The sequence below is a fragment of the Roseibium sp. QJM3NY_11 genome (assembly GCF_056173175.1).
In genome coordinates, this window is sequence record NZ_CM149660.1 from 5,598,318 (window position 1) to 5,618,495 (window position 20,178).

The 20,178-nt window shown below is 62.3% G+C and carries 19 protein-coding genes; 7 read left to right on the top strand and 12 right to left on the bottom strand.

The features are described from left to right. Positions 1-9: 9 nt before the first annotated feature. The 4 genes from AC0VX3_RS25630 to AC0VX3_RS25645 form a co-directional block, all read right to left on the bottom strand. Complete coding sequence (locus tag AC0VX3_RS25630) at positions 10-1,500, bottom strand: DUF4135 domain-containing protein (protein WP_475525250.1); 1,491 nt, start codon at positions 1,498-1,500, stop codon at positions 10-12. After that, the gene (locus AC0VX3_RS25635; protein ID WP_475522883.1) at positions 1,478-2,701 is read right to left on the bottom strand and encodes a JmjC domain-containing protein; all 1,224 of its coding nucleotides are present in this window, start codon (positions 2,699-2,701) and stop codon (positions 1,478-1,480) included. The genes AC0VX3_RS25630 and AC0VX3_RS25635 overlap by 23 nt, the downstream gene beginning before the upstream one ends. A gap of 51 nt (positions 2,702-2,752) precedes the next feature. Then, the gene (locus tag AC0VX3_RS25640) at positions 2,753-3,040 is read right to left on the bottom strand and encodes a hypothetical protein (protein ID WP_475522884.1); all 288 of its coding nucleotides are present in this window, start codon (positions 3,038-3,040) and stop codon (positions 2,753-2,755) included. A gap of 550 nt (positions 3,041-3,590) precedes the next feature. Beyond that, complete coding sequence (locus AC0VX3_RS25645) at positions 3,591-5,534, bottom strand: FAD-binding monooxygenase (RefSeq protein ID WP_475522885.1); 1,944 nt, start codon at positions 5,532-5,534, stop codon at positions 3,591-3,593. Positions 5,535-5,715: 181 nt separating this feature from the next. On the opposite strand from AC0VX3_RS25645, the gene AC0VX3_RS25650 reads away from it, so the two are divergent. Next, positions 5,716-6,186 (top strand): MarR family winged helix-turn-helix transcriptional regulator, encoded by a 471-nt coding sequence (locus AC0VX3_RS25650; RefSeq protein ID WP_348146343.1) that lies wholly within the window; start codon positions 5,716-5,718, stop codon positions 6,184-6,186. A 63-nt stretch (positions 6,187-6,249) separates the two neighbouring features. Here the strand turns inward: AC0VX3_RS25650 and AC0VX3_RS25655 are convergent, their stop codons facing one another. Together AC0VX3_RS25655 and AC0VX3_RS25660 are read right to left on the bottom strand one after the other, a co-directional pair. Continuing rightward, on the bottom strand, positions 6,250-7,242 hold the full coding sequence (locus AC0VX3_RS25655; RefSeq protein ID WP_475522886.1) for a trypsin-like serine peptidase: 993 nt from the start codon (positions 7,240-7,242) through the stop codon (positions 6,250-6,252). A 3-nt stretch (positions 7,243-7,245) separates the two neighbouring features. Beyond that, positions 7,246-10,152: a phospholipase D-like domain-containing protein gene (locus AC0VX3_RS25660; RefSeq protein ID WP_475522887.1), complete on the bottom strand. Its 2,907-nt coding sequence runs from the start codon at positions 10,150-10,152 to the stop codon at positions 7,246-7,248. A gap of 239 nt (positions 10,153-10,391) precedes the next feature. Here AC0VX3_RS25660 and AC0VX3_RS25665 point away from each other — a divergent pair, with 239 nt between their 5' ends. Further along, a complete protein-coding gene (locus AC0VX3_RS25665) occupies positions 10,392-10,820 on the top strand; it encodes an FKBP-type peptidyl-prolyl cis-trans isomerase (protein ID WP_342891547.1) in 429 nt (142 codons plus the stop codon). 127 nt (positions 10,821-10,947) lie between these two features. On the opposite strand, the gene AC0VX3_RS25670 is transcribed toward AC0VX3_RS25665, so the two are convergent. From AC0VX3_RS25670 to AC0VX3_RS25680, 3 genes are read right to left on the bottom strand one after another with little or no spacing between them, the layout of a single operon-like run. After that, positions 10,948-11,994, bottom strand: coding sequence for a TRAP transporter substrate-binding protein (locus AC0VX3_RS25670; protein ID WP_475522888.1), 1,047 nt, complete (start codon positions 11,992-11,994; stop codon positions 10,948-10,950). A gap of 38 nt (positions 11,995-12,032) precedes the next feature. Next, complete coding sequence (locus AC0VX3_RS25675; RefSeq protein WP_342891549.1) at positions 12,033-13,316, bottom strand: TRAP transporter large permease; 1,284 nt, start codon at positions 13,314-13,316, stop codon at positions 12,033-12,035. Continuing rightward, positions 13,313-13,822: a TRAP transporter small permease gene (locus AC0VX3_RS25680; RefSeq protein ID WP_342891550.1), complete on the bottom strand. Its 510-nt coding sequence runs from the start codon at positions 13,820-13,822 to the stop codon at positions 13,313-13,315. Before AC0VX3_RS25680 ends, AC0VX3_RS25675 begins: the two co-directional genes overlap by 4 nt. 170 nt (positions 13,823-13,992) lie before the next feature. On the opposite strand from AC0VX3_RS25680, the gene AC0VX3_RS25685 reads away from it, so the two are divergent. The 5 genes from AC0VX3_RS25685 to AC0VX3_RS25705 all read left to right on the top strand — a co-directional run bounded on the left by AC0VX3_RS25685 (position 13,993) and on the right by AC0VX3_RS25705 (position 17,720). Next, positions 13,993-14,913 carry a MurR/RpiR family transcriptional regulator gene (locus AC0VX3_RS25685; RefSeq protein ID WP_475522889.1) on the top strand — a complete coding sequence of 307 codons (921 nt, stop codon included), beginning with the start codon at positions 13,993-13,995 and terminating at the stop codon, positions 14,911-14,913. 147 nt (positions 14,914-15,060) lie between these two features. Further along, positions 15,061-16,047 (top strand): signal peptide peptidase SppA, encoded by a 987-nt coding sequence (gene sppA / locus AC0VX3_RS25690; protein WP_475522890.1) that lies wholly within the window; start codon positions 15,061-15,063, stop codon positions 16,045-16,047. A gap of 14 nt (positions 16,048-16,061) precedes the next feature. Next, the gene (gene ihfB / locus AC0VX3_RS25695) at positions 16,062-16,361 is read left to right on the top strand and encodes an integration host factor subunit beta (protein WP_269584269.1); all 300 of its coding nucleotides are present in this window, start codon (positions 16,062-16,064) and stop codon (positions 16,359-16,361) included. A gap of 64 nt (positions 16,362-16,425) precedes the next feature. Next, on the top strand, positions 16,426-16,791 hold the full coding sequence (locus tag AC0VX3_RS25700; protein ID WP_475522891.1) for a DUF1049 domain-containing protein: 366 nt from the start codon (positions 16,426-16,428) through the stop codon (positions 16,789-16,791). A 20-nt stretch (positions 16,792-16,811) separates the two neighbouring features. Next, a complete protein-coding gene (locus tag AC0VX3_RS25705) occupies positions 16,812-17,720 on the top strand; it encodes an ornithine cyclodeaminase (RefSeq protein ID WP_475522892.1) in 909 nt (302 codons plus the stop codon). Between the two features lie 327 nt (positions 17,721-18,047). On the opposite strand, the gene AC0VX3_RS25710 is transcribed toward AC0VX3_RS25705, so the two are convergent. The 3 genes from AC0VX3_RS25710 to grpE form a co-directional block, all read right to left on the bottom strand. Then, positions 18,048-18,434 carry a VOC family protein gene (locus AC0VX3_RS25710; RefSeq protein WP_475522893.1) on the bottom strand — a complete coding sequence of 129 codons (387 nt, stop codon included), beginning with the start codon at positions 18,432-18,434 and terminating at the stop codon, positions 18,048-18,050. 134 nt (positions 18,435-18,568) lie between these two features. Continuing rightward, positions 18,569-19,180, bottom strand: a complete 612-nt coding sequence (locus tag AC0VX3_RS25715) for a trimeric intracellular cation channel family protein (protein WP_342891556.1) — start codon at positions 19,178-19,180, stop codon at positions 18,569-18,571. Positions 19,181-19,424: 244 nt separating this feature from the next. Continuing rightward, positions 19,425-20,045, bottom strand: coding sequence for a nucleotide exchange factor GrpE (gene grpE / locus AC0VX3_RS25720; protein ID WP_475522894.1), 621 nt, complete (start codon positions 20,043-20,045; stop codon positions 19,425-19,427). Positions 20,046-20,178: the final 133 nt, after the last annotated feature.

Below are 20,178 nucleotides of genomic sequence, written 5' to 3' on the forward strand. Positions count from 1 at the left end.
TATGTGCATTCAGGCGGCCCTGGTGAGCGCGTCCAGTTCGGCGAGCAAATGCGCGAGGCCGGAGGGCGACAGGTCCCGTGCTCTCGCGCAGGCGACGGCCTTGCCGGGCAGACAGCCCGCAAGCGGAATCGCCGAGCCGCACACGCTGACACTTGCATCGCAATCGCGGGTTTCAATCCGCGGGATGGACAGCCGCCGGAGCGTTTGCTGTTCGCTGCGGAGGAGGTCATCCACCTGTGCTCCAGCCAGGCCTGCCGGCAACGGGAGCGAGCCAAGCGTGTCTTCAAGCCAGCTCTCCCGGCAGGAGGTCGCCAGAAAACCGGCCAGTATCTCTCCATAGATCACGGTCGGACGTATCGAAACGCGGCCGGACATTCCGCCAGACATGGCCAGCGGCGCACCTTCCGCCAACAGCTCCGGCTTGCGCTCCATCGCCGCGCGATAGGCCGCCTCGAAACCTTCGGCAATCACGTCACGATAGCTGCCGGCATCGCGGGATACGCCTTTAACAGTGGGCATATTGCCCATATCCAGTCGTTGCCGTGTCTGCCGCTTCAGCTCAACGGTGCCATCTGCCGCGACCTCGAAACAGCGGACACGGTGCAGACGTTGCGGCCCGAAGGCCAGGCCGGAGCTGCCGTAGTCGGGGTCCGACGTGGCAGGCGGCAGGAAACCGGTCCTGGCCAGTGGAAAGTCTTCTTGCGCGCAGCCGGGATACAACGCCATTTCGCAGTCAATCAGGAAAGGACGGGCCTGAGAGGCAACGATATTGCTCGCGACCGCATCATGCGTGTTGGTCAGCCAGAGCCAGAACAACAGCGTGCCGCACCGCAGGTAAAAGGCGTGTGCGCCCTCTTCGCTCACGCTCTCGTGGCCATCGATCCACGCACACCAGCCATAGCCGTCCCGGCCAAGAGCACGGGTGGCTCCAAGCTCCCCCAGCCCCGCGTCCCTGGCCCACACGGCAAGTCTGTGCCACCAGCATTCCCGCTCGACACTCCGGGGTTTGTAGACAATCGTTGCCTCGGCAAATACGAGGCGCCGGACCGTTTCCCCCGAGTGATACTCACTCAACGCCGGACCCAATTCGAGAACAGGACTGTCGGCAGGAATGCCGAAGAAGGTTTCCAATCGCGGCCGGTCGGCAGCGAGGCGCGACAGCATCAGCGACACACCATCGGACCAGTCCGACAGAGCCCGGTCCACGCTGGTCAGAACCGTTCCGTGAAGCCACTGTTCCAGAAGCTCAAGGATTTCCGTAGCCGGGTCCGGCGGCAGCTTCGCACACCGGCGCAGACCGGCTTTCTGCTTCAATACGGTATCGGCAAGCATAAGCTGCGCCAGCAGAACCGCGCCTTCCCTGCGCAATGCCGACCGGGCCGCCTCATTGATCAACGGTGAGGCCGCGCTTCTCGCCTCGACCTGCTGCAGAACCCGACCGGCCAGGAAAAGACAGTCTCCGAAGCCGGCCAGGTCGTCAAACGCGCCCCGATAAATCATCGTCACCGCAGATCATCAGCAGACCGTTGCGGACCAGCAGCCTGATCAGCTCGATCCGTCCGTCCAGATCGATGCGGTTTGTCAGATCCTGCGCGGAAAACGGCTCCACCGACCTGGAGATCCAGCGCAAGGCCGCCCCTGCGACCAGTGGCATTTCGATGCAACCCGGCTGCATTTCCTGCTCGGAGGCGATCCCGATGCCCGGAAACTGGATTCGAACCGAGTTGCCCTGCTCATAAACGTGGCAGGCAGCTTCGGGACGCCGGCGAACGCGCGTGTCCCCGTCTATCGCGTCACTTGCGAGCGCATTGCTCAAATGATCGCCCGGAAGAGGCCGCAGCATGGCGTTGAAGGCCTCGTAGGCGCGCTCCCTGGCAAGCTTCTGCATCCTGGCATTGCCCGCATCCTGCACGAATTCCTGCAACACTTCGGTAAACTGATCGGCAAGTTCATCTGAACTTCCTGCCAGCATCGATTTGCGCAAGGCCGGATTGTGTTCCGCAATGACCTGCACGAGCGAGCCCAGGCAATCCACCCAACGCAGTGGCCGAAATCCCATGGTCAGGTGCAGGGAAAGTCCCTCTGGCGTGTGCGGACCGTGAACGAGTCCGCGGGGAACATAAAGCAGGTCGCCCGGCGACAATTCATAGGTTTCGCTTGGCTCTCCGACACTTGCCTGATCGATCAGATGAATCTGGCGGTCGATCGGCAGATCGATGCGCCGGTCGAACAGAGGCCAGCACTTCTTGCCCACGAGCTGCAGCACGAAGACATCATGCGTGTCGAAATGCGCCAGGAAACCCTGCTGTTCGGGCGGCGTCAGGAAGGCATTGGCAGCCACCTTGCCACCGAATTCCGCCTCGATCGCCCGTGCAGCCTGGGCAATGGGGACCGACATCGTGTCGGTCCCATTCAGAATAAGCGTGCAGCCTTCGTAAAAGCGGTCCACCGCCCACCGGAACAAGCTCTTGCCCTGCGAAGGGTGCGGCATCGGGCAATATTTGCCACGCTTGTTGACGCGCAGGACCCGGCGAAGCTTCTCCTCGTTCTGCCACATCATTTCCTCGAACCCGTTCAGGTCCGGAAACCGGGGATAGCGGTCAGACAGGCTTCGACCTGTCAGAAACAAAGGCTTCTTCTCATAATATTCGCTGAAGAAAAGCTCCAGCGGCAGCGGGTGAAGCAATGCAGCGAGCCGCATTCCTTCAGCCGGAGGCAATCTACCAATTACGTTCATGATTTTGTTTTTCGATCAGAACAATTCAAGCTGGATCGCGATGGTCTGTGAAGCAATCATCAAGAGATCATCCCTGTCCAGTTTCAGGAGATCGGGCGGGGTCGGAATGGTGATGTTCTTCGTTTTCTCGGTATCGAAACGAAAAACAACCTCGACGTTGCCGCCCTTCTCGAACTGAAAACCTTCCTCTTCAAGAGCTTTCCGCGGCGACGACTTCAGAAGCTCCACATAGTCCGGATCCGTCCAGGCCTTGACGACGATGCGCGCCATGATGTCCTGGTTTTCCTTCTTGTTCTCGACCATCTTCCGTTCTCCGAAATTTCAAATAAAATTTTCTCCGCGCACATGAGCGAGTTCATTGAAATGCCTCGGCTCACGGGAGCGTCAAATCTCGCATATATCGTAAGGTCACTCAATCAAAAACAGCAAAAATTTCTTATAAACCTAATGATTGCATTGCCCTGTATCTCCGGACGGAACAGGACGTGACGAGCATGTCGGACCTCGGCGAGAAAATGCCCCGGTTCCAGCATACGGAGGTTTCCGTGGCCGAATGGACCCCGCTCCCCAAGCGCTGACCCGTCCGCCGCTAATAGTAGCGATACTGGACATGGCACACTGGCCGCTCCAGCAGCGCCTTCGCCCCTGTGACTCCCCCGGTCGCGCTGCGTTTGCCGGGGGTCCATTCGTTTGCATAGCGGTCGGAGAGGCCAGTGTGGTGGCCGAGCGTGGGGCTCGATCATGCCCGGCACCCGTGTGGGTCCGTGGTATGGATCCCCGCTCAAGGCGGGGAAGGCGCCCCGGGATGGCCGAGCCGCAATTCCGGTAGGATGCCGGAGGGGCTGGCGGTCCGTTACGTCTGCCGCAACAAGACCCGCTCGAAGAAGGCCGCGAGATCGCCGTGGGCGGTCAGGGGCAGGAGTTCGGCGACATGCTGGTCCGGCCGGACGATCACCAGGCAACCGTCGGCGCGGTCAATTCCGCGCAGGTCGAAAATGTCGGCGCCCCCTGGCTGGTCCGCGCAGAAGATCTTTTCGTAGTCCACGAGCCCAAAGCGTCCCTTTGCCGGGAGCAGGAACGCAGGCATTTTCTCGATGCCGAGATCCCGGTGTGACTGCTGGAAGATCGCCCGCACGTCGATGACGGCGTCCACGTCCCTGCCCGGCGGTGTGTGCCGCAGGATCGGCGAGCCTGGGGCGGTCTGAAGAAACTCGCAGAGGTCGGCGAGGGCCGCATGCGGTGATATGCTGTTCCCGGCAAAGGCGAAGACACGCCAGCGGCCGTCCGCCTTGATCGTGTGGCCCAGATGCATCCGCCTGGCGTCGGCAAGGCGAACCACAGGTGCGGAATGAAAACGCATGCCGAGCGGACATCCCGTGGCCAGATGCTGATGTGTGCCGGTTCCCGTCAGGACCGACGAACTGTAGCGCGACGCGGTGCCGGCGGTGTAACGGCCGTGCCGGACGAAATATTTCCGGACTTCTTCCGGCTCCACGCCGTCGGGGGTCTCCGCCGTCTTCAAAGGCGCGCTCAGCATCCTGGCCCAGTCGCGATCGAAATCGATCAGGTTGCGCGCGATATCCTGACGTTCCGCCGAATAGCTGTGCAGCAGTTCCGGTCCGCTCAATCCCGTCAGCACATGCGCCAGTTTCCAGCCCAGGTTGAACGTGTCCTGCATCGACACATTCATGCCCTGCCCGGCCTTCGGACTGTGGGTGTGACAGGCATCCCCGGCGATGAAGACACGGGGCAGGCGGGGACCGGTCTCCTCCCCCTCCAGCTCCGTCTCCGGCAAGTCGTCGAACCGGTCGCAGAGCCGCTGGCCGATTTCGTAGACCGACCACCAGGCGACTTCCTTCACGTCGAACGTGAAAGGATGCAGGATCCTGCGCGCGGCCTGGATCAGGTGGTCGACGCCGATGTTGCGGCCGGCGACGCGTTCGTCCGGCCTGAGCTTGTCGAGTTCCACATAGATCCGCACCAGATAACCGCCTTCGCGCGGAATGATCAGGATGCTGCCCTCGGCGGCGGATTGCACCAGCGCCTTGTAGCGGATGTCCGGGAAATCGGTGACCGCCAGCACGTCCATGACGCCCCAGGCCTGGTTGGCGGCCTCGCCCTTCAGGTCGCGGCCAAGGCATTTGCGCACCATGCTGCGCGCGCCATCGCAACCGACCACGTATTTCGCGCGCACGATCTCGCCCTCGCCGTCGCGGTCCGGGCCGGTGCGTTCCAGGTGAACCGTGACCGGATGGCCATCCTCGCGCGCCGCCACGTCTATCTCCAGCGCGGTGACACGGCGGCTGTAATTCGGCTCCAGCCGGTTCGGCGCGTTTTTCATGATGTCGAGATAGAAGTCGTGGACGCGCGCCTGGTTGAGGATCACATGCGGGAACTCGGACAGGCCGTCCTCGACATCCTGCACCCGACCGTTGCGGGCGATCTTGTCAGGTCCGGCCGGGTCCGGTTTCCAGAACGTGGTCTCATTGACCCAGTAGGCTTCCCTGGCGACCTTGTCCGCGAACCCGAAGGCGTTAAACATTTCCATGGTGCGGCAGGCAATGCCATCGGCCTGGCCAAGCTGCAGCGGGCCAGGTTTCTGGTCGACGATCCGGGTTCTGATATCGGGAAACGCCGCCAGTTGCGCCGCCAGCGTCAATCCGGCCGGCCCGCAGCCGACAATCAGGACATCGACCTCTTCCGGCAACCGGTCAGAATCGGCCAGAGCGGCCTCGTCCCTGGTCGGGCCGGCAATGTCCGGATCTCCGGTCCTGAACCCGTTCAGATGAAACTGCATCGACTGTCACCTCCGCCCTTGCTGAAGACCCGTGCCTCGGAAGATCCCCTGATGCCGCTCCGGTTCGGGGCACCCGTTTGGCCCAGGTTGGAACGATGCTACAAGAAACATCGAACCCTGCCATTTAATAAGCATACTGATTATCAGTATGCTGTCAATTAATCTGCATCTGGAGACTGGCGTGAAAGACCTCAACGATTTTCCGGGTCATCTGATCCGCCGACTGCAACAGATCGCGGTGGCCGTGTTTCATTCAGAGGTCGAGGCGGCCGGTTTCGATATCACCCCTGTCCAGTTCGCGGCCCTGTCCCGTGTCGGAACCCATCCCGGCATCGATCAGGCCACGCTCGCCGGCCTGATCGCCTATGACCGCACCACCATCGCCGGTGTGGTGGACCGCCTGGTGACCAAGGGGTTCCTGTCGCGCGAGATCAGCGCGAGCGACAGGCGCGCCAGGGTTCTGCACATGACCGAGACGGGGCGGGCCGCGCTGGAAAGGCTGACCCCGGCGGTCGAACATGCGCAGACGGTCATGTTGAGCGGACTGGATGAAACGGAGACCGAAGATTTCCTGCGGCTGTTGAAGAAGGCGACCGACGCGGTCAACGATCTCAGCCGCGCGCCCCTGCGCCCCGCGCCAAAGGACCGTTGAGGGCTTCAGGTATCCGCAAGCCCACCCGGAAAGCCGGTGTCTGCAAGACGGTGTCAGTGGCCGTCAGTCGTGTCCCCGCCAGGAGACAATCTCGTCATAGACGCTGCCCTGGATCAGGACGCCCCGATTGACGAAGTCGCCTGTGGTGTGAATGGCGATGACATGGCGCTGGCGCGCGGACTTGTCGTAGAAATAGACCGGGCTGCCGCTCTGTCCGCCTTCCGTATCGACCATGTAGTCGATGAACGCGCCATCCTTGCTCAAGCCGGCCGTGCGCCCGGCGTTGTACCAGAGCGTGCCATAGGGTTTGTCAGGCGAATGCGGATAGCCGGCCGTGTTGACGAAAAGGCGCTCGTTGTCGGCCGCGTCGAAGGTGGCCGCGAAATCGCGCAGGCCGAAATAGCCAAGGCGCTCACCGATTTCCCGGGTGTCGATGCGCAGGCCTGCATAATCCTGGCCCTGTGCCTGGCGCTGAAAATCGGCAGCTTCGGCGGTCGATCGGGCGATCTTCTTCCACAGGTCCGGAACCATGTGGTTCTTGCCCCGCGAAGGCACGTCGCACACACGGGTGCCGTAGGGGGCAAGTGTCGCGTCGCGGCCCGGCGTGATCCGGACGCGTTCGGCCAGGCGCGGCGGCTGCTCCCAGCCGTAAAGGCTGCGGTCGACCAGCACATGGGCGGCGGTGACCACGAGATCCGCCCCGGCCAGGAACCCGGAGCCGAAGCCGACCGGACCCCGGTCGTACTGGACCTCCAGATGACAGATGCAGCGCCAGGGTGTCATGGCCGTGTCGGCGATGCGCTGGCGGCTGTCGAAGCCGATGACCTTTTCCTGCTGCGGCACGGGCGGCGGGCCGAGACGGCCGCCGTCGGAGAAGAAGCCGCCATCGGGCCTGTCCCGGAGAAGCTGCGGCCCGAACACATCCTGCCGGAAACCGGCGGTGGCCGCCCGGTAGAAGTTGAAACCCTCGACCGGTTCCGGCGAGCCACCGCCGTTGGTCTCTTCCATGTAGCTCCGGACCTTGCGGTCCGGGCCGGATTTTCCCGACTTTGCCATGGATCAGCCCTCCCCGAGGAATTCGCCGAGCGACAGGGCGACATACCCTTGCGGCGCCTCGACCCTGGCGCCGGCACGGGAGATCCGGAGCGGACGGACACTTTCCCTGTCCGGCGCGGGACGGTGATCGCCATACTGGGTCCAGTCATGCAGGAAGATGTCGGCGAAATAGGCATTTGCCCGGGCGTTGCGGACAATCAGGCTGGCATCCCTGTTGGGGCCGGTGCCACCGCCGGTCAGGTTCTGCGAGCCGAGCATCACCGTGTGATCGTCGACGACCATGCCCTTGGTGTGGTTCTTCGGGAAGAACCGCATGTGATCCCGGTCGGTCCGGATGCCGAAGGCCTTGAGCCGGCGCATGGTCTTCCTCTCGCTGCCGAAGATGTTGCGGAACAGGATGCGCACATCGACCCCGGCCCGCTGACGTTCCCGGATCGCCTTGGCGATGGCCAGGAAATGATCCGGCGTGTCATCCAGGTTTTTCCAGAGGTTGAAGGACTGGTTGCAGATCCACAGACGGGTGGTCGCCGCGTTGACGAGATCGAGCACCTCTTCAGGATAATTGTCGGGCGTCAGCAGCGGATGAACGGTCATGTCCTCATGGAGGTCAAGTGGCGGAAACGGCCTGAAGGCCGAGGGCCGGCGTGAGCGCTCCAGCATCTCGACGGGCACCAGGATCTCGTCGTCCAGAAGCCGGCGGCCGGATTCAAGGCTGCTCGCAAGCGCGTTGTCGATCTGGTCCTGCTCGAGATGCGCGCGAAACGTCCCGGCGAGCCCCTCATGCTCGACCACCGCGTGATACTCGCGGTTATAGTCGGCAACGGTCTCGAAGCCGAGGCCCGGGATCTCGTCGACGGCTATGTCCAGAGGTTGCTGGTTCGAGGACTGCCAGTTGCCGCTGGACAGCCAGAAGATCTTGTCCTCTTTCTTGTTGCCCGGCAGCCGGTCGGTCCAGACCGCCACCTTGATGTGATAGGCGGTCGCGAACAGGCCGCCGCTGCCCAGCGCCGCCTTGGCATAGAGAAACCGCTTGCCGAGCGCGTCTTCCAGATCCCTGATCGTGTCGCGTTCGGGAATGTCGTCCTTCTTGGTGCCGTCGCTGATGTCGTCCGGATTGACCGGCCTGTCGCCCCTTTGCCGGTCGAGGGTCAGGGTGATCCGCGGCGTCGGCCGCGACCGCCCGGCAATCGCCTTCAGGGCGTCGACCACATGCAGTGCCGTGACGTGGTACATGCCGATGGTCAGCTGCTCGTATTTGTCGATCTCGAGGAATTCGCGCAGGACCGGCCAGCCGGCCTCGGGACTGACGCACAGGCGCATCTTGATCTTGTCCGTCACCGGGGACAGGTCGAAGCGCTGGTCCTGAAGATCGCGGGAATACCCGGCACGGCGCCCGCGAAAGGCTTCGGTTTCCACCCGGTATCCGAACATCTCTTCCGCGATGACCTGCGGATCGGCGAATTCGATGACCACCGGAACCCCGGAGAAGCTGTCCTCCAGACCATAGGCGGCGCTGGCGAGAGCGGCCCCGGGCGCCACGGCAACCACGACACCGGTGTCGTCGCTCAGGTCGCCGTCGATGAACAGGAATTCGGCACTGACCTCCAGCACGGCAGCGCCGTTGGGCGAGGCCAGGGCGATCGCACGCACGGCATCGACCACGGTCTCGGCGCTGGCCCGGTCTGTTTTCCGGAGGACATTGCCTGCATCATCCGCAAGCGGCGCCGAAATCGAGGCGCTGCCACCGCCCAGGCTGAGCCGGATGTTGAGCGGCACGGTCAGATTGACCGAGCCGTCGGGCATGACCCGGGCCGGGCTCTGGCCGGCCGGTTGCGGCTGGACCGCGCCTTGGGTGGGATTGCCGGTTGCCTCGTCTCCCCGGATCCAGGGACTCATGGCAGGCCCCTGCCAGGGCCGGAGGCGGACGAGTTCGCGCAAGGACCGGACCGGGACCGCGAAATTGTTGGAAAACGCGGTGCCGGCAAAATGCAGACCGACGGCGGCTTTCGACTGGCAGTCCCAGACGAGTGCACCCGAGTTGCCGGGCAATGTCGAGCAGTCATGAGTGATCACCTGGCCGCTGTCGCCTGTCAGCCGCCCGAGCGCCAGCCGCTTGATCCCGAAACTCTCGCCGAACACCCGGGACAGGTTCTCCGCATATTCGACGCGGTCGTCCTTGCCGGGATATCCCAGAACCGCCAGCAGACTGGTCTGGTCGAGACCTTGCGCGAGAGGAACGGGAGGCGAAATACGGTCGGCCCCCGCCTGCCGTCTGACGCGCAGAAACGCCACGTCCCGACGCTGATCCGGCGAGATCCAGATCACTTCGGTGATCGGGAATTCCCGTGGGGCCGCGCTGCCGATTTCCTCCCTGAAGTCGATCATGGCCCGCTGCGGGATCTGGAAATCGGGAATGCCGGGGCGGAACACGAAGCCGTCCCCGCCCCTGCGCGCGAAGACCTCGGCGACATGGGCGTTGGTGACGACAATATCGGTCTCGCCGTCAAAATCGATGATCCAGCCCGTGCCGGCCCACTCGTAATGCATGTTGTTGAAAAGCTCGATCCGGCCGACAGAGGGAATGATCGCCGTGATACCGGCCTGGTGGGTCTTCATTTCCTCCAGCAGATCCGGGTCCATTTCGTGATTGGCCGCGATGGAATAGTCCGTGGCGATTGCGTCTTCCCGGATCCAGAGGACCGGGCGGGACCAGCGAATGACGGCCTCGAGCGAGGCGGCTTCGGTCTGGCCACCGGCTGCACGCGGAAATCCGGGAGCCTCGGGGTCGATGCCCGGCGCCATCGGATCCGTCATCCTGCGTTTCACCGCAGCAAGCGACATGCCGTTGTTCGCGGTGAGTTGCTGGACCTTTGCCTCAAGGCGCGCCAGATATTCCTTTTCCAAAGCCATGATCCGCTCCCCCAGAGGCCGGTTGAATGAAATTCATACTATACCTTACCGGTTGTGAAAATTGTGACTGCCCGATGACCATTTCCGCAAGGGAACATGGCCGGGAGCTGCAAGTATCCGCCGACAGGGCAAGGTCTTTACATTTTGTGCTGCTTGTTTAGGCTTGTCGGCACGACGAGCACCCGCCAATGCACGCGGCCTCAACACTCACACCCCCAGACAGAATTGCGATACGCACCATGACCGAAGCCAAGAGCGGCGACACGGTTCGTCTTCATTACAAGGGCACGCTGGACGACGGCTCTGTCTTCGACAGTTCGGAAGGACGGGATCCCCTGGAATTCACCATCGGGTCGGGGCAGATCATTCCTGGTCTCGACGAAGCCATTCCCGGCATGAAGGTCGGTGACGAGAAAACCGTCCGGATCGAAGCCGAAAACGCCTATGGCGCCCACAATCCGGACGCGCGGCAGGCCGTGCCGCGGTCCAACATTCCCGACAACGTTCCGCTGGAGGTCGGCCTTCAGTTGCAGGCGCAGACCGACAACGGCCAGATGATGACCGTCGTCGTGGCCGAGATTGCGGAAGACGAAGTCGTGCTGGACGCCAACCATCCGCTGGCGGGCAAGGCGCTGACCTTCGAGATCCAGCTGACCGCGATCGGCTGATACGGCAAGCCACCGTTGGACGGCACGCTCCGAATGCACAAGCCCCGCGGTTTCCCGCGGGGCTCTAGATCCAAGGAGAGCGAAAGGTCTTCCGGTCGCTCTCCTTGCCGCTCTTGCGGGCAAGCTGTCAGTTCAGGTAAGCGCTGTCATTTGCCTTCTGAACCTCGGCCTTGAAGGACTTCAGCAGTTCGTTCGCCCTGGCGTCGAGATTTTCCGCCACGTGCGCTTCGAATGCCGGTTGCGCGGCGGCCGCCATAGCAGCACGCTGGTCGGCGCTGAGCGCGGTCACTTCCATCTTGTCCATCAGGCCGGCCAGACCGCGGTCGGAGGCCTCGATGATGCGCGACAGGCCACGGCTCGCAGTCGTGCAGGATTCAGCCGCATAGCGCAGGGTTTTCTGCTGATCCTCGCTCAGGCCTTCAAAGAACTCCCGGTTGACCATCAACGTGTAGGGCGAGAACAGGTGGTTTGTCAGCGTGAGGTATTTCTGCACTTCCGAAAACTTCGCGAAGGAAATGATCGGCACCGGATTCATCTGGCCATCGATGACGCCGGTCTGCAGTCCGGAATAGACCTCACCCCAGGACAGCGGATAGGCCTGGGCACCCAGCGCCTGCATGATGGTCTGGTGCGAAGGCAGCGTCATGGTGCGGATGCGGATGCCGTCGAAATCCTCAAGCGACGCAATGGGCTGCCTGGAATTTGTGACCGCGAAGAACCCGCCCGTATCCGGAAAGCCAAGCACGACAACATCGCCGAGTGTCGCCTCGATGTCGGCTGCGAGTTCCTTGCCGAAGTCGCCGTCGAAGACCTCATAGGTCGCCGCGTTGTCGGCAAAGGCAAAGGGTAGGTTCAGAACATCGACGCGCGGGTAGTAGCTCGCCAGTGCGCCGGTCGAGGTCAGCGTGGCCTGCAGCACACCGTCGCGCACGTGCTGAACATGTTCGGCGGCCGAGCCGAGCTGGTTCGAACCGAAGACCTCCACCTCGACCGCGCCGTTGGTGTCGGCCGCGACGATGTTGGAGAAGACGGCCGTGCAGGCATGAGCCGGATTCTCGAACGGGTCGGTCTTGTTGTCGTGACCGAATTTCAGCACCTTTCCGTCGGCGAGCGCGCTTCCAGCCATGAGCGTTGCGGCAAGACCGATAGCCAGTCCCTTTGCGATTGATTTCATTTTCTTCTCCACTTCCTCTGTCAGCTTGTTTTGGTTTTTTATTGGGCGAACCCGAAGGCGCGCGGCAGAAACAGCGCCGCGCTTTCCCAGAAAGCAAACAGGAACAGGACCGCCAATTCCGCGACCAGAAACGGCCACAGCTTGATGGCGATCCGTTCCAGTTTCTCTCCGGTAACCGATGAGAGAACGAACAGGCACGCGCCGACGGGCGGCGTCATCAGGGAGATGTTGAGCGCCAGAACGAAGATGATGCCCGCGTGGATCGGCTCCAGGCCCACCTGGGCGGTGAGCGGGACCAGCACCGGCGCCAGGATGATCAGGATGGCGGTGATATCCATCACCATGCCGACAACGAGCAGAAAGCCGATGATGATCGCGATCACGAGGTAGCGGTTGTCGGAGAGCCCCAGAATGGTCTCCGCCAGCAACTGGGGCACGCGCTCGAAGCTCATCCACCAGCCGAGAATGCCGGCAAAGGCGATGATCACGAAGATCACGCCCGTGATCCGCGCGGTGCTCACGAGCATTTTGTAAAGCGCCGCCATCGTCAGCGAGCGGTAGACGAACGCGCCGATGAACAGGGCATAGGCCACCGCAACCGAAGCCGCTTCCGTCGGCGTGACCACACCGCCCAGAATTCCGCCCAAGATGATGACCGGCATCAGCAGTGCAGTGAGGGAGGACACCAGAACCTGCCGGATCTCCTTCAGGTTCGCCCGGCGCTCGGCCTTGGGCAGACTGTTGCGGGTCGCCCCAAGCGCGATGACAGCCATGCACACGATGCAGATGACGAGGCCCGGCAGAATACCTGCGGCGAACAGGCCGCCGATAGAGACCCCCATCAGCGATCCGTAGACAACCATCAGGCCGGACGGTGGAATGGTCGGGCCGATGATCGAGCCGGCCGCGGTCACCGCGCAGGCATAGTCGCGGCGATAACCTTCCTTGACCATGGCGGGCACCAGCGTGCGCCCGAAGGCGGCGGCATCCGCCGTTGCCGAGCCGGTCAGCCCCGCGAAGAAGACGGAGGCCAGCATGTTGGTGTGCGCCAGGCCTCCCCGGAAATGGCCGACAAGGACCTGCGCGAGACGCACCAGGCGGTCGGTGATGCCGGTGTGGTTCATGATCTCACCGGCCAGGATGAAGAACGGCATCGCCAGGAAGGGAAAGATGTTCAGGCCGTTGAAGATGCGGCTGGGTCCGATCGCAAGGAACTGATCCCCGCCCATGTCGATCAGCCCGATCACCCCGGCTGCGCCGATGGCGAAACCGATGGGCATGCCGAGAAGGACGAACCCTATGAAGACAGCGGCGACAATCATGCTGAGGTCTCCGCGAACGGCGGTGCATCAAGATGTGTGCCCGCGTCCCGGATCATGGCAAGAACCGTCTGGACCGACGCGAGCGCGGCGGCTGCCGGTATCGCGGCGTAAAAGGGTTGAAGACTGACGCCGAAGATCATTGCCTGACGACTCGCGCCGCTCGCGGCGAAGCCGAGCCCGTACCAGAAGACGTATAGAAACAGAGCCAGGACACACAGATCCACCGCGATCAGGACCGCCCGGCGCAATGGGACGGGCACACGCATGATCACGGCCGTCAGGCCGATATGGTCGCGCCGGGCGATGCCGGAGGAGACCGCCAGCAGTGCCGCCCAGATCATCAAGTAACGGGCGACAATCTCGGGCCACGGCAATTGCCAGTGAAAGTAATACCGGTCGACAACCCCGAGCCAGACATCAAGAACCAGCAATGCCATCAGCACGGCTATGACGGCTTCCGCAGCCGTATTCAGCTTCGCGCTGGTATGAACAGCCCACGCACGCATGTGGCCTCCCTCTAAAATGTATCTTAGTTACATTTTCAGAGGAATTTCAGCGCTCAGTCAAGCTTATTTTGTCTTTTAATTACATTTTTGATGAAAATCAGTCTATATTCAGCCCCGCGTTGACGCTTTTCTGTAATCAAATTACAAATCCCGCAACAAGGGAGACATATGTGCAGGCGAAAATCAGCCCCCCGTCCGACGACAGTTCCAGCGGCCATGCCGCGATCGACCTCATCTCGGCTCTTCGTAACCACACCGGCTTCTCGGCGCGCGAGCGCAAGGTGGCCGACCATGTGCAACAACACCTGGCAGACATCTCGGACATGACCATCGCCACGCTGGCAAAAGCCTGTGGCGTCAGCACGCCGACAGTGGTCCGCTTCTGCAGGACGCTCGGCTGCGACGGGTTTCGCGAGTTCAAGTTGCGCCTGGCTCAGAACCTCGCCGTCAGCCTTCAGTACATCTCCCCGCCGGCGGCGAGCGAGCAGGTCGCCAGCGACACCGCCATAGACCGCGTGCTGGGCGCCCTTTACGCCACCGCCAACGTCATGCGCGGCCAGGTTGATCCGGACAAACTTCAATTGGCCGTGACGGAGATTTCGGCCTGCCGGCAGCTTCTGGCGGCCGGCATAGGCGGCGGTTCGTCAATGGTCGCAGGCGAAGCGGCCAACCGGTTCTTCCGGCTCGGCATCCCCTCCTTTGCCTTGGAGGACAGCTACCTGCTGCAGATGCGCGCGGCCACGCTCGGACCGAAAGACGTTCTGCTGTGCATTTCGGCCAGCGGTGAAGCGGACGAACTGGTGAGTGCCGCTGAAATTGCCGGCGGCTATGGCGCCACCACGATCTCGATCACTCCCAATGGGTCCCGTCTCGCACAGATTTCAAAGATCTCCATTCTGGTCGACCTGCCCGAGGACCCCGACATCTACAAACCGACAGCCTCGCGCTACGCCCATCTGATCATTGTCGACGCCATCGCCATGACCGTGGCCCAGACGCGTTCGGCGACGACAAGCGAAAACCTGCGGCGCATTCGCGCCTCCCTGACCGCATTCCACGGACGCACCGGTCCGCAGCCTCTCGGCGACTAGGTCAAGAACCGGTCCATGAAAAAAACCGCATGAGACTCAAATCGCCGCAATCTGATGCAAATCTCAGAAGGCGATTGCATTTCTTGTGGCGGTCACCCTATTTAGATTGCTGGTTTTCAAACGCTCTCGACCGGAGATACGGAATTCATGTCAGTAGATGTTGACGCGCTGGTGGACAGAAGGCGGCTCAGGCGCAAGGTGACCTTCTGGCGGATCGCGACCTTCGCCATCGTCGCCCTGGCGCTGATCGGCGGCCTTCTTTACGTATCGGGCGTCGCGGGACTGTCCAAGCGGTCCGCCCATATTGCGCGCATTCCGATCGAAGGCGTCATCCTGGAAGACCGCAAGACCCTGAAGATGATCGAGAAGATCAGCAAGTCCGATGCTGTCAAGGGCGTCGTCATCTCGATCAATTCTCCCGGCGGAAGCACCACCGGCGGCGAAGCACTCTATGAAGCCCTGCGGGGCCTTGCCGAAAAGAAACCGGTCGTCGCGGAAATCCGTACCGTGGGCACATCCGCCGGCTACATGGTCGCGCTGGCCGCGGACCACATTGTCGCCAGGTACAACACCATCACCGGCTCGATCGGTGTCCTGTTCCAGTTCGGCAACATCCAGAAGCTGATGGAAACCATCGGCGTGAAAATGGATGCGGTCAAAAGTGCGCCGCTGAAGGCCGAGCCGGATTTCTATTCGCAGACCAGTCCCGAGGCGCGGGCGATGCTCGAAACCCTGGTCATGGCCTCCTACGACTGGTTTGTCGGACTGGTGGCGGAGCGGCGTGAAATGGACCTGCCCAAGGCGAAGGAACTCGCCGACGGCCGCATCCTGACCGGTCACGACGCGCTTTCGGAAAAGCTGATCGATGCCATCGGCGGCGAGAAAATCGCCATCGACTGGCTGGTCAGCGAGAAGGGCGTGGCAAAGGATCTTCCGGTCGTCACATGGACGACCAAGGAGAACCTGGAAGAGCTTCCTTTCTCCTCGCGCATGTCGCGAGAATTCGGAAATGGAGTCGGATCCGCCCTTCTGCAGCCTATTAATAACGCTAAGGGGCTGATTCCGCGAGGCCTTACGCTTGACGGGCTCGTATCCGTTTGGCAGGCTTCTGACGCGGCGGACAGCAATCGTTAAGCGAGGGGGCCTTCATGATCAAATCTGAGCTTGTTCAGCACATAGCCGAACAAAATCCGCATCTCTATCAGCGGGACGTTGAGAACATCGTCAACGCCATATTGGACGAGATCACCGAGGCCCTGATGCGCGGCGACCGCGTGGAGCTTCGCGGCTTCGGCGCGTTCTCCGTCAAGAACCGCCCCGCCCGTATCGGCCGCAATCCGCGAACCGGACAGAAGGTGGAAGTGGACGAGAAATTCGTGCCGTTCTTCAAGACCGGCAAGGAGATGCGCATCCGGTTGAATGATGGTGTGGATCACGGCGACGACTGATTGCGCCGGTGTCACGATCCCATCTAGAATCGAACCGTGATTTTGAAAAGTCCGGGAGAAAGCTGTGACCCGTTTCATCAAGAACGTGATCTTGTCTGTGATCGCGGTTGTCGTTATTGCCCTGGCGGTTACCAACCGGCACACGGTGTCCCTGTCCCTGAACCCGTTCGATCCCCAGGACCCACGCCTGACCATTACGGACATTCCGCTGTTCTGGGTGATGTTCGCCAGCCTCTGTGTCGGCGTCGTCGTCGGCGGCCTGGGAGCCTGGGCAAAACAGGGCCGCTGGCGCAAGGAAGCCCGCGTCAAACGCCGGGAAGCCGACAAGTGGCACAAGGAAGCCGATCAGCTCCGCGACATGCAGGCGCCCGCACAGCCGGCCAGCGGCGTCAAGGGCCTGGCCGGGCCGGACACCCGCTCGGCTGCCTGACGGGCGGGTGATATCCAGGCATGCGGATTATCGCCAGCGGTGAAATCGATGCCTGTCTGGAAGACAGGGCCGTCCTGGAAACCCTGCGCCACGCCTACAGATCCAATACCATCGCGCCTCGGACCAGCCCCATACCGATCGACCGGCCCGATCACCTGACGGGCACTCTCTCGCTGCAGTCGGCCTGGACAGACTTTGCCGCCCAGGGCGATGTATCGCGCGGCTATGTCGGTTGCGCCCTGTCGCTCGACCTCCCGGAACAGCCCGGCCTGGCCTCCAGTCTCTATCTTCTGTTTTCAGGATCCGGCGGCCAGCCGGTCGCACTTCTGGACGGCATGCGCCTGAATGCCTGGCGCACTTCCGCCCTGCACGCGCTCGCGGCCGGTTACCTGTCGCGGGAAGACACCTCCCGGCTGCTGGTGATCGGCGACGATCCGCGCCTGCCCCGGCTGGTCTCCGCCTATGCCGAAGTCAGAAACCTGTCCTCGGTCCTGCTTGCGGGAACCTCTCAGGGGACGCGCTCCCGGATCGGCGGACTTGCCGCGCTCAGGGACGCGCATGTCGGCGAGACCGGCGACATCCGGACGGCGCTGGACGGGGCCGACATGGTCTGTATCGCGGGGCTTGACCATCAGGCGGGCCACCTGGATGCCCTGGCTGCGCTCGACCCGCCGGCAGGTTGCCACATCGACGTGCTCGACCCGTCGGCGCCCCTGCCGGAACTTCTTTTGCAGGAAGCCCGGCTGTTCACATCTGATCTTGCCGCACCGCCCCTGACCGGGCTCGAATGGGCCGCGGACATGAAGGAACTCACCCGCGGAAGCAAGGCCGGACGCCGGTATTACGGCCAGAGAACGCTGTTTCTGCCCGGCTCGGGCACCGGTCTCGCGGACCACGCACTCGCTGCACACATTTTCTTGAAAACCTGACCTCTGGAACGTCCGGCGGAAGGCCCCATATCTGCGGACAGCAGGGGGTATCAACGGGGACGTGCGCCTCAAGGGACAGCCCGGGAAACCGGGCGTGGCACCAGGAGCCGTCTTCGAAAACCGTCGTATCTCAAGAGGAGCAAATCATGCTGACGACCCTTGCCTATTCGGCAAGCCTACCAGCAATCGCAATCGCGCTGATGTACTGCGTGTCGGCCACGACCGGACTTGTCTACTAGGGCATAGCCTGGTTTCGGCGGCGCACACGGCCGTGCCGCGATGTCGCACAAAATTCAGGGCCGGTTCCAGCGGGACCGGCCTTTCGTTTCAGCCGGCGGGTTCGGAAGGCGTCATCCACCCCTGAACCGCACCGCCGGAGTCTTTCAAAATGGCGATACGGCCAATGCCGGGAACATCGAACGGCGGACGGATGATTTCCCCGCCATGCGCCCTGGCAAGTTCCAGGCGTTCATCGATATCGTCGACCGACACATAGGCCATCCAGTGTTCCGGCACGCCGTCGTATTCCGGCCCGGCCATCGGGAAGATGCCGCCCACCGGCTTGTCGCCAAGATTGGCCAGGACATAGGTCACCCCTTCCTCCATGGGCACCTCGGTGAAGGTCCATCCGAGGGACTTGCCGTAGAAGTCCCGGGCCTTCCCGGTGTCCCGCGTCATCAGCTCGTTCCAGTAGAAAATGCCATGTTCTGCCATCTGGTTCTCCAACCTCGCCCATGAAGCCACCGGTCATCTTATACCAGAGAGTGCCGATCTTGACCCGTCTGATGGCCCATTGACACCCGTAGGCCAGCGTCCGGTTTCAGGTTTCAGACTTCAGGCTTCAGGCTTCAGGTGCCGGCCTTGCCCTGATGGCCGGGCAGGGTCCAGCCGTGCAGAATGGCGCCGCCGCGCAGCAAAAGCGCCAGCGCGGCGGCAATAATCGCGCAAGCCACCGGGCTGAAACCAAGCTGCGCCAGAGCGACAAAGCTGCCCGCCCCGGCAAAGGCCGCGCTGACATAGATCTCGGGTTTGACAATGGCGCTCGGTTCTCGTGCGATCGTGTCCCTGAGCACACCGCCGAAAGTGGCCGTCGTGACGCCCATCATGATCGCGACCAGGATAGTGTCACCGACAGACAGGGCCTTGGCCGCGCCCATGACCGAATAAGCCGCAAGACCGAGCGCGTCGGCCCAGCGCAAAGGTTTGCCGACCTTCTCGATCCAGGAGGCGAAGAACCAGACGAGAACGCTGACGACCAGACAGACGAGCACATAGGCCTCGTTCTCGACCCAGAAAACCGGCACGCCGAGAAGAAGATCCCGCAAGGTTCCGCCGCCGATGCCGGTCAGCGTCGCGAAGAACATCAGGCCAATGAAGTCCAGTTGCTTGCGCGAGGCGACGATGCCGCCGGTGACAGCGAATACGGCAACTCCGAGATAATCCAGTATCTGCAGCAGCATGTCGTCTCCAGTGGCCGCGTTCCAGAGCGTCGTGGAAAGAGCCTGTCGCTTCCCGTTCAGGTCTTATTGCAAGCTGTTGCGGGCCAAAACACGATTCCACCTGCCTTAAGGAAAAGCAACTCGGCAGCCTGAGCGATCCGCGGGAACAAAGGCCATCTGGTGCCCTTGCAGTATTCTGCAAACAGAAAAGCCGCTCCCGCACAGGCGGAAGCGGCGTCTTGAATTCGGCTCGACCGGGTCGCCGTCAGGCGCTCTTGTCGACAGTCTGTCCCGAGGCGGATGCCGCTTGCGCACCGTCCTTCGGACCGCCCTTGGAGACGCCGACCATGGCCGGGCGCAGCACGCGGTCACCGATGACATAGCCGGCCTGAACCACCTGAACCACGGTGTTGTTCGGAACTTCGGTGTTCGGCACCTCAAACATCGCCTGATGGAAATTCGGATCGAACTTCTGACCTTCGGGGTCCAGTTTCCGGACGCCGTTCTTTTCCATCTGGTTGAGGAAATCGCGTTCGATCATCTCCACGCCTTCGATCAGCGAAGCGATGCCGGCATCGGCGTTCTTGCGATCGTCTTCCGGCAAGGCTTCCAGTGCCCGGCGCAGATTGTCGGACACCGTCAGCATGTCGCGCGCGAAACTCGAGACGGCGTACTGGCGCGCGTCCTTGATTTCCTTTTCGGTGCGCCGGCGCAGATTTTCCATTTCCGCGATCGCCCTCAGGGAGCGATCCTTCAGCTCGGCGTTCTCCGCTTGCAGAGCTTCGACCGGATCCGCGCCTGCCTCACCGGCAGCGTCGGCTGCAGCTTCGGTTTCCGGCGTTACATCCGCCGGCTGATCTTCCGGGGTTTTGTTGTCTTCACTCATGAATGTTCCGTTTGGCTCCAGGCTGTTTCCGGATGCTTATACGACCGGTCGACCGGATTTTCAAAGCGCATCGGCGGACAGCATTCAAGCTGCCCGCCGGCTGAGCTCATCTGGCTGCCGCCGGCCGGCCGCA